The 10,197-nt window shown below is 36.8% G+C and carries 8 protein-coding genes and 1 pseudogene; 7 read left to right on the forward strand and 2 right to left on the reverse strand.

Going from position 1 to position 10,197, the window contains the following annotated elements; translation table 11 throughout:
- On the forward strand, positions 1 to 604 hold a 604-nt coding region (locus CM19_RS03825), incomplete at its 5' end, for a type 1 glutamine amidotransferase (RefSeq protein WP_048099138.1).
- Here the strand turns inward: CM19_RS03825 and CM19_RS03830 are convergent.
- On the reverse strand, positions 591 to 1,820 hold the full coding sequence (locus CM19_RS03830; protein WP_048099139.1) for an amidohydrolase family protein: 1,230 nt from the start codon (positions 1,818 to 1,820) through the stop codon (positions 591 to 593). The genes CM19_RS03825 and CM19_RS03830 overlap by 14 nt on opposite strands.
- A gap of 162 nt (positions 1,821 to 1,982) precedes the next feature.
- Between CM19_RS03830 and CM19_RS03835 the strand changes: the two genes are divergently transcribed.
- The 6 genes and pseudogenes from CM19_RS03835 to CM19_RS12525 all read left to right on the forward strand — a co-directional run bounded on the left by CM19_RS03835 (position 1,983) and on the right by CM19_RS12525 (position 8,988).
- Positions 1,983 to 3,911, forward strand: coding sequence for a xanthine dehydrogenase family protein molybdopterin-binding subunit (locus CM19_RS03835; protein ID WP_160164861.1), 1,929 nt, complete (start codon positions 1,983 to 1,985; stop codon positions 3,909 to 3,911).
- Positions 3,889 to 5,025: an amidohydrolase family protein gene (locus tag CM19_RS03840; RefSeq protein ID WP_048099141.1), complete on the forward strand. Its 1,137-nt coding sequence runs from the start codon at positions 3,889 to 3,891 to the stop codon at positions 5,023 to 5,025. Before CM19_RS03835 ends, CM19_RS03840 begins: the two co-directional genes overlap by 23 nt.
- A 256-nt stretch (positions 5,026 to 5,281) precedes the next feature.
- Positions 5,282 to 5,539 carry an aminotransferase class III-fold pyridoxal phosphate-dependent enzyme gene (locus tag CM19_RS03845; protein WP_048099142.1) on the forward strand — a complete coding sequence of 86 codons (258 nt, stop codon included), beginning with the start codon at positions 5,282 to 5,284 and terminating at the stop codon, positions 5,537 to 5,539.
- A 41-nt stretch (positions 5,540 to 5,580) separates the two neighbouring features.
- A complete protein-coding gene (speB, locus tag CM19_RS03850; RefSeq protein WP_048099143.1) occupies positions 5,581 to 6,495 on the forward strand; it encodes an agmatinase in 915 nt (304 codons plus the stop codon).
- Positions 6,496 to 7,617: 1,122 nt separating this feature from the next.
- Positions 7,618 to 8,184: pseudogene (locus CM19_RS12520) on the forward strand (cytosine permease); the annotation flags it as partial.
- 42 nt (positions 8,185 to 8,226) lie between these two features.
- Positions 8,227 to 8,988 carry a cytosine permease gene (locus CM19_RS12525; RefSeq protein WP_268744928.1) on the forward strand — a complete coding sequence of 254 codons (762 nt, stop codon included), beginning with the start codon at positions 8,227 to 8,229 and terminating at the stop codon, positions 8,986 to 8,988.
- A gap of 198 nt (positions 8,989 to 9,186) precedes the next feature.
- Here CM19_RS12525 and CM19_RS03860 read toward each other — a convergent pair whose 3' ends face one another.
- A complete protein-coding gene (locus CM19_RS03860) occupies positions 9,187 to 9,873 on the reverse strand; it encodes a creatininase family protein (RefSeq protein WP_048099144.1) in 687 nt (228 codons plus the stop codon).
- Positions 9,874 to 10,197: the final 324 nt, after the last annotated feature.

The following is a 10,197-nucleotide window of genomic DNA, read 5'->3' on the forward strand; positions in this document are numbered from 1 at the left end:
TAATCATCCAGTAGAAACCCTTGGTACAATTTCAGAATACATTGATGGCATTTCTATACAAGGACAGGATATAAAGGGTAATGAAGAGTTTGACTCGTTAATAATAATGGGAGGGCCACAAAGCGTATATGAATCAGAAAATTATCCGTATATAAGGAAAGAAATGGATCTTGTAAGAAAGGCATATACTAAAGGAAAGAGAGTCCTCGGTATATGCTTAGGTTCACAGATAGCTTCAGAGGCATTAGGAGGTAAAGTGATAAGAGGTCCATATGGATCGGAAATTGGTGTACAAAAGGTAAGAACGATAGGAAAATTTTCCTTTTTAGGAGATGAGATTAAGGTCTTCCAAATGCATAGCGATACTTTTTCTCTCCCTCCAGGAAGTGAACTTTTAGCTTATAGTGAGAAGTACTTTCAGGCCTTTAAAAAAGGGAGTGTCTTAGGAATACAATTTCACGTCGAGGTTACTCCAGAAATTGTGGATAAGTGGGTTTCAATATATGGAATGAACAAGGAATTAGTAGACCAGGTTCAAGAGGTTAAGGTAGACTTAAAGAAAAATGTCGGAAAAATTATGGACTTTTGGTTTAACATGACCTAATTAGTCTTCCCTTAACTCCAAGTAACTCCCCGTTATCTAAAGCTAATTCACCGTTAAGAAAGGCATATCTTACTTTACCTAATATTTCAAATCCTTCAAATGGAGTCCAGTCTGCCATATGGAGTTCTCTTGAATTAATAATCCATTTTTCATTAAAATCATAGAGAATTATGTCGGCAGAATATCCCTCCTTTATTTCGCCAGTCTTAAGATTATTAAATTTTGCTGGATTTATGGAGTTCATCTCTACCGCTTTCCACAAAGGTAAACCTTTCTTTACAAAATAAGTTAGCATCATGGGAAGTCTAAGCTCTACTGTTGGTAAACCGGGAACCAAATCGGGAAAATATTTGTGTTCTTCCTTTGTTTTCCTGTTAAACCAGTTGTGATCCGTTGAAATCATGTCAAATTTTTCCACTTTTTCTGTCATTCCTCCTCTTGCGGGAGGAGAAGTGACGTATAAGTATCCATTCTCCTTGCTGTAGTATGACGGATCCAAAAAGATATGGTGAAGCGTACCTTCATACATTAAACCAGGGATTTCTAAGGTTTGAGGCGAGCTTACATGGGCTATTAGAACTTTTGAGTTATACATCCTAGCTAAATAGGAGATCTTTAACGCCATTGAGATTTCGCTTTCCTCAGGTCTACTCTTCAAGTGAAGTTCACTCCCTCCTTTTCCCATTCTTGAAATTAGAGTGCTTATTAGATCCCAATCTTCCGCGTGAACCATCACACTAAATCCTTTTTCTAAGATTGAGGCTAAATCACCCATATTACCAGGAGGAGAATTAGCGTAAGGGATTGTAAAGAACTTAACTGTCTCGAACCCATCCTTCTTAATCTTTTCTAGAGACTGAGAATATGAATTCGCTATAACATGAAAGTGGAAGTTAACGTAACTCCTTCCTTGGAACTTGTTAACTCTGGAGTAGAAGTTTTCAGAAAAGGAAAAGTCAACAACTGTTGTCGTCCCTCCAAAAAGTGAAGCTATTGTGCTTTCTTCCACTGTGTCATCTGTACGTACTTTTAGGTAATCCTTCTCAATGTGAACGTGATTGTCAACTCCTCCTGGCATTAAAACTAGTCCTCTAGCGTCAAATGCTTTCTCCCCAACTATACTCTTCCCAACTCTAGTTATTTTTCCGTTCTCTATCTCAACTTCTCCGTCTTCTAAACCTGATGAGGTCACAATTTTTGCGTTTTTGATAATCATGTTCTTTCCTCAATAAGATAAGCTTTTCGTTTAACTTATTTCATCGTGATAAATTCGTAGAATGAATTTACTTAAATATATAAAAAAACTAGTTGTTTCTAAGTATCCATTTCCTTAAGCAAGGAAAAAATCATTTTAAGTCTTTGCGATGGAAAAATGGATATGGAAAGATATTACGTCGGTGATTCAACAGGGAATTACAAAAGTGTAAAATTTATAAGATCCACAGTACCCTTTGCTAAATTCAAGGTTTCAGGGAGATCTTATACGTGGGAAGACTTAAAATTTAACATTCCAAGAATTTTTGGTTTAGAGGGAAAGCTAAAGGATATTGAAATTCCATTGCTTGCGAAGGATAGATCTCTTTATGTAGGACAACCTATTGCAATTGTGTTAGGAAATGATCCTTATGATGCGGAGGATAAAGCTGAAAATGTGGAGGTTGAGTACGAGGAATTAAATGGGGATATATATGACTTCGTTCCGAACAATATAGCGCTAGAAGGACAAGGAGGTGAGGACTTTGCTGAAAAAGATAGACGTATAAACCTTGATTTAACCTTTTCTAGGTCATCTCCATTTCCGATGGAAGGAAGAGCAGTTGCAGTAAGGCATGAAGGAGATAAGATGGTAATCTATATATCAAATCAAGCTCCTACTGTAGCGAAGAAAATAATTGAAGAAATGCTTAATTTTCAAAAAGTCGAAATCAAGGTTCCTTGGGTAGGCGGAGGCTTTGGTTCAAAACAGGACATAGTACCTGAGGAGTTAGCAGTAATTGCTTTATCCTATGCTACAGGACTTGACTTAAAGTGGATTGAAAGTAAGACAGAACATGCGTTAACCTCTCAAGGCAGAGGACAGAGACATTTTGTGGAGGTTTTTTTTGAGAGCAACGGAAAGATAAGAGGGTATAAAGATAGTATAGTCTATGATCTAGGAGCATTTCCTTTACCTTGGTCTGGAATATCTCCACTTTACGTTACTTTGATGAACTTGAAAGGGATTTATGATATAAAAGTAAAGTACGAGTTTAAGGTTGTAGTGTCCAATAAACCTCCTCAAGGAGCATTTAGGGGTTTTGGTAGACCAGAGGCCTTTTTTGTGGTTGAAAGAGTAATTGACGCTGTTTCTAGAATACTAGGAATTGATCCTATAGAGATTAGGAGGAAAAACCTGGGAAAATTGAACGCAGTAGGTAATGTTGATGAGATTTTTAGAAGAATTGAGAAAAAGTACAGGGAAGTTAGAGAGAAGTACGGAAAAGGAGTAGGAGTTTCCATGTACGTTCACTACGGTTCTCCATCGTCTAAAGTGTTAATCAATGAGGAGAAGTCTAATGTAGGAGGTTATGAATGCGTATCTCTAAGATTGGACGATAGAGGCATAGTTAAAGTAAAGACTACGGTTGTCGACATGGGACAGGGAATTGCCTCAGTTATAAGGAGAATAGTAGAGAAAGAGCTTGGGACTAAGGCAGAGGTAGAAGTAGGATCAGACGATGTTAGAGGTTTTGGAAGTTGGGCAAGTAGGAGTGTGGTTACCGCAGCTAACGCAACCCTGTTAGCAGCGAAAGAATTAAAGGAAAAGATAGATAAGGAAGGAGGACTAAGCAGGCTAAAGGAAAAAATAAGTAATTCTCCTTGGGAAATTGAGGATAAAGAGATTTATTCCGTAAAGTGTTATGAACCGGAGGAAATGGTCGGATCAATAAGCGGGCAAATATCAGCGGTTAAAGTGGATTGGCCAAACATTAAGGTTTTGTACCATTACGCTATAGTCGATGTTGGAGTAGCAGGTAATGAGGACAACATAAAAGGACAAATAATGGGTGGAATAGTTCAAGCCATTGGAGGTTCTCTTCTGGAAAGCGTTGAGGATCCCTTGAGTTACGCTATACCGACTGCTTTGGAGGCTCCTCTTATGGAAGTAGAACTACTCCATACACCGTCTAATACCCCAGGCGGATTTAGACCTGTTGGAGAGAATAGTATATCTGGGGCTTACGTGGCTATCATAAATGCTCTTTCCGATTACGGCGAAGTAAAGAGGATACCGGTGAGTCCAAATGATATTAAAAGGGAGGAATAGAGTAGGAGAACCAATTGAAATAGAAGCAGAAGGAGACGGAGCTTTAAACTTGGAAAGAGTAATCTTACCAGCTTTTTATGATATGCATTCCCATCTAGAGAATGCGTACTCCCTAAACTTAACAGGCTATAACAATTCTTCTTCACTACATGAGGCCGTTGAAAGGTGGGCGAAAGTAAGAGATTCTCTCACCCTTGAAGAACTCAAGCTAAGGATAGAGAGATCGGCTTTAATTGAACTTTTTTATGGAACGACTCATATAAGAGTTCACGCCGACACTTGCTCTAAAGGACTAAAGAGCGTAAAAGCTGCAATATTAGCTAAGGAAGAACTTTCTCCTTACATCGATGTCCAAGTAGTAGCATTCCCTGAGCAAGGTATATTTAACTGCTCTAAGGAGAGTTTTTTGGAAGGCTCAAAGATTTCAGACTTGATCGGAGGAAAACCAGAGGTTGAATCTGCGGAAGAGCATATAAAGTTCATTACAGAAATAGCGGAGAAGCTGGGGAAAAACTTGGACGTTCATGTTGATCAAGGAGATGGTAGTACGAAGTTTTCAGAGATGTTACTGGATTTAGCAAAAACTCACGTAGCTTTAAGCCACTTAACAGCCCTTCATTTCTATCCTGAGGAGTATGCAAGATTATTGGTTCATAAAATTAAGGAGAAAGGTTCCAGTGTGATAAGTTCTCCTCTAACCGCGTTTTACTTAAATGGAGGGAACTCTTATCCAATGCCAAGAGGAATAACAAGGATAAACTATTTACTATCTGCTGGCGTTAACGTTAGCTTAGGTCATGACGATGTGATAAATCCATTCTATCCATCCGGTTCAGGAGATATGCTTCACGTCCTATGGATGGCGATGAATATTGAAAGGAACTTTGATCTGAGTTGGGTTAACCTAATAACAGAGAATGCGGAAAAGGAATTTGGAGTAAAAAACGTCGATTACGTAGTTTTAGAAGCTAAATCCGTAGTAGAGGGCTTATCCACACTTTTACCTAGATGGGGAGTGATAAGAAAAGGAAAAATTGTTGCAAAAAACTCAATGGAACCTAAAGTCTTAGATCTAAATCCCATGGAAATCTTAAGAACAATGCTAAATGAATAAGACCTTTACTCTCTTTAATCAACTTTATGAATAATTTTTACGACATAAACATCATGGACTCTCCAATTACTGACAGACTGTGCAAGCTATTAAGGGGAACATACACGTCTCTAGGACTGTGTTCAGAAATGAAAGGAACAAAAAGGTTGATAGGAGGATATAGCTAGACTAATTGTAAGGGAACCCATGGTAAGGGTTATTCAATTGCTGTTGCAGACTTTTCTAATTTTTTTTAATATATTAGCTTAATAGTTTAATGAGTTTATATTTGTTCTACATAGTAACGAAAAGCGAAATAATAAAGAGCACAGTGGTAAGAGGATTTATGGTATATATTGAAATGCTTAAGGATAATGGAGAACTAGATAAGGACATAGTCGGCAGAACAATAAAGGAACTATTGAGGAAAGGAGTTATTACGTATAAACCAGGAATTTGTGATAACGTACTTAGGTTTATGTCTCCACTTAATATTCCTAAGATTCTCTTTGATAGAGGATTACAAGGATTTTAAGACTCGATCAATATAAAAGAGAGACATCAATATAAGATATTATGAGACAGATAGATGCTTTAAAATCCCCCAGGTTTACTCAAATATCTACTTTTGCAAGGCTTCCAATTTGCGAAAGCTTAAACGGCGTTAAGGCACTTTTTATTGGAATACCTTTTGACGATGCAACAACTTATAGACCTGGAGCTAGATTTGGACCATCAGGAATTAGACAGGGATCTAGGCTGTTAAGACCATACAACATGTATTTAGACGTTTATCCTTTTGATGATCTTAACGCTTGCGATAGGGGTGATGTAAATGTTGTCCCTGGATATATTGACGATACCATGAAGGTTATAGAAAAGGATATAGACGAAATAGTCAAATCAAAAATTGTACCATTCATTGCCGGTGGAGATCATTCCATAACCTTACCTATTCTTAGGTCTATGGCTAAAAATTATGGCAAAGTTAATGTAATTCACTTTGATTCACACTTTGACTTTTGGGACTCTTATTGGGGAAAGAAGTACACTCATGGAACTTGGTTAAGAAGATCAGTAGAGGAAGGTCTGATCTCTAACGTAATTCAGGTGGGTATAAGAGGACCACAGTTTACTAAAGACGATTTTGAAGAGGGGAAAAAACTAGGTGTGAAGAGCTTTAATATAAGGGAAGTAAAGTACTCAAGGGAAAAGGTTATAAGTACCTTAAACTCCTTAAATGGGCCCACGTACATCTCTTTAGATATTGACGTTGTAGATCCTGCATTTGCACCTGGTACAGGAACTCCTGAAGTAGGAGGGCTAACAAGCTTTGAGACTCTAGAAATGTTAAGGGAATTAAAGCTTGAAAAAATAGTGGGTTTTGACGTTGTTGAGGTGTCTCCACCTTACGACATAAGTGAGATAACTAGCATGTTAGCTGCAAATATTATTTATGAGGGTATGTCACTTATATCCTTTAATAAGTAACATTCTATACTTTGGACAATTTTATATAGATTAAAATATTATCAGAATTTAAGATTAGGTATTTTATACTTTTTGTTAACCCGACCTTAAAGGATTTGTTCTGTCGTTAATGCATGTTGATCGAATATATACCAAATACATGCAGCTCACTTTCTAGGACAATTGTAATATTAACGGTGATGTCATTACGAGATCTCTCGAATTAGAACGTTCTTCTCGAGGAGTCCCTTTTATCTTCACTAAAGCTGGAAAAACTTAAGTCTTATAAATTCAAATAATGTATATCTTACAATTTCTTTTTATAGTTAAAACTCATTGAACTCTAGATTAGTTATTGATTCTTTCCTTAAACCTTTACGCTAGTTAAATTATATTTAGTATAGATGGATTTTATTAATAAAAATAATATTTGCTAAAGAAAATTATTAGATACTAGAAGAAATTTCAAAAATCTTTCGGAATAGAGGTTAAGTAGTGAAAGATTCAACTCTAGACTGGGAATGATATTTCTCTTGTTCAAGTATTCTCTTCGTATCGTTAAGAGTTCAGTTGTAGCTTGCAAAGTGAAGGGTACCGTAGTCATGTAACAGTGAACTTAACATAGACTCTAAGCTTATATCTGCCACACCATTCGAGGTTTAAAAGGTCTCATAAGTGGAACTTATAGTTAGATCCAGTCTTGTAGATTAATGAAAGCTCGACTGAAAGGTCGTAGTAGTTCACTGGCTCGCTTAAATGATATAAAAATCGCTCATGTGGAATTTCACTTCTCCTTAACCTTAGAGTAGTTAAGATCATCATTAATCTTCTCTAATTCCAATATTTTTCATAATTCGTCTTAGAGGCTGTGATATTTAAGCAATTCATTTTAAACCTATAAAAATGGACATCTATTTGAAAGTATTTTCTTAAATAAAGTTCGTTACTAGAATAAAACTTCTTATTCTTATGTATAATCAATCGATAATTTTTCATATAGTTTACTAGAAATATTCATATCTTTTTTAAGTGTATGGAGAATGGTAATAGCTTATGAAGGAAAAATACGATAGTTATCTATGGAATCCTGAAATCTCTCCTGTAAAAACAGAACTGAAAAGGTGAGGTTCCAAAGATTTTTCAGCCCTATGGATAACCATGAGCATAGGCGTTCTAACGTGGGAGTATCCATGGTTTGGGATCTTCTCTGGCATACCTTGGTTATTTTCAATTTTTTTAGTTTTCCTCGGAAATGCAATTACCTTGATACCAATGATAATTCAATCTCATGCAGGAGTAAAGTATGGTCTAGCCGAGCCTCAAGTAACTAGATCACGGTGGGGTATATGGGGAGCTCAAGTACCTTCAATAGTAAGGGCAATAATAGGAACTGGATGGTGGGGAATAAATGCATTCATAATAACTGAGATTGTCGTTGGTTTGTATCTTTCCTATAGCGGTAAGTTACTTCCCACTATAAGTCCTTTACTCAAGTCTGGTACTGCCAACTCATTCACAATATCACTTGCTATGCCAGGTCTCTTTTGGACAACTTTCTTTATCTTAATATTTCTAGAGCTCCTTCTTCTTCATTTCTCTCCGATACTAAAAGGTCAAGAACCTTTAAGGAAAATGGCTAGGATAACTGCACCGCTAGTTATTTTATCATTAATAGGTATATTCCTAGCAGAAGGATTAAGGTCAGGATAGAATCTATCAGGAATTGGAAGTTTTAGTGCAAGTAAGGCAAGTATTTTAGAGGAGACCGTCTTCTTAGCCGGTAACATGTCAAGTTGGCTCACTATGGCTATATCAATGCCAGACCTAACTAGATTTGCTGCAAACCAGAGATCGAAGATAATCGGCCAGCTAGTTCTCCCGTTTGGATATCTATCGATCGGATTTCTAGGAGTTATGGGAAGCGTTATGGGTATTCATCTGGCTAATGCGGTGGTAATTGATCCTGTGCTGCTGACTTTGATAACGCAATCTCCAATATTATCAACCCTTTTGCTATTGCCTCTTCTTATTGAGACGTTCGCGGTAAATACTTTAGTAAATCTTTTACCCCCTGGTTATGACATAAGCAACCTCTATCCTAAACGGATTACCTGGTTTAAGGGAGTTATGATCGCTATAATAGTAGGATTAGCGATTGGAGCTTGGAGCTTTCTTGGAAGCGCATATGGTTTTATGGTAAATTGGCTGGAAACTTATGGTGTAGCTTTAGGAGCTATAGTAGCGGTAAATACAGCAGATTATGCAATAGTAAAGAGGTTTAACCTAGACATAGATTCTCTCTTTATGTCTAACGGAAAGTATAGATTTCTCAAGGGTTTTAATCCTTTAGCTTTTATATCGTTTGGCGTGGCGATAGCTATAGTTTATCCCCCATTACTCGGTTGGGTAGACATTCCCTTGCTATCCGCTCTGGATCCAATGGCTTCATTTATTATTTCGTTTTGTTTGTACCTTTTGTTAACAAGGTGGTTAAAATCATATTCAGGAATTTGAGGACAATTGAAGGAAAACAGACAAGTTTGGAATAAGTATAAAGAAGGGAAATAGGGTTTCTTGTTATAACGCTAAAAGTCCTACTGATCCCTTGGAAGAACCCTTATACCTCGAAAATTAGTTACATCTGGGGACAAAATACTTCAGTAAAATGATATTATAGAGAAAGAAAAATTTTGTAATGTAGGGAGTTTTTTCTTAAGAGATGATTTTTTTCAATAATTCTTCAACCTTGTTTACCACCTCAATAAGGGACATTATTCCTTTCTCCGCGTCAACTACAATACCGTTTCCAATTACTCCATACTGATTAGCTTCTTTAACAGTTAAAGTTGAGAAAACTCCTTCTTTATAGCTAAAGTCCTTAATCTCATCAATTTTTTCATCCTTTACCAGATCTTTATCTATTGCTTTTATCCTTGAGGTCTCAACAGAACCAGCGTGTAAATCTGGTCCTGGTAATCCAAGTTCTTCATCTGAATTAATATTGAATACGTAAACCTTGAATGATGAACTCGTGAAGTTAATCTGCCTTGCCACAATATCTAGTACACTTCTATTACCACCATGTCCATTGATTATTATTATTGATTTTATTCCTGAATCTTTAGTTGCGTTAAGTAAATCCACTAAGTAGTTTATCATTGTAACGTAAGAAATACCAACGTATGGAAAACCGTTGTGCTCAAGGGAGCAACCGTAATAGATCGTCGGAAAGAGTAGGACTTCTTTCTCGTTTCTTCTTTCGACTTGTCTTGCTACCCATTCAGCTATTAAAGAGTCCGTACCCATTGGTAAATGGGGACCGTGCTGTTCTACGCTTCCAATAGGAATTATCCCAACCTTACCAGGTACTTCTTCCCTTGTTACCTTCAAGATCTCCATGATAGAAAGTGTATTGTTATTTTTTATTTAAAACTGCTTACTTTAACTTTCCTAGGGTTTAGAATTCTGTAGATCCATTATGTCCTTATAACACTTAACGATCTCAAACGTATTAGGCTAAGTTCCTGGCACATCTGGATCCAGTATTTTATTGATATAAATAGAGTGAACGTCGATTTTGAATGACTCCTTTTAACATTTCTATCAAGTTAACGTTTCGTCTATCAGCCTCATTGTTGCACCTATCCATGTCTCATCTTGTAAGTTTAACTATCTAGCCTTGGATGAATGATCCTGTAGAGTTTTACCCATTTACCTTGAAGA

This window comes from Candidatus Acidianus copahuensis, assembly GCF_000632495.1.
GTDB classification, from domain to species: Archaea; Thermoproteota; Thermoprotei_A; order Sulfolobales; family Sulfolobaceae; genus Acidianus; species Acidianus copahuensis.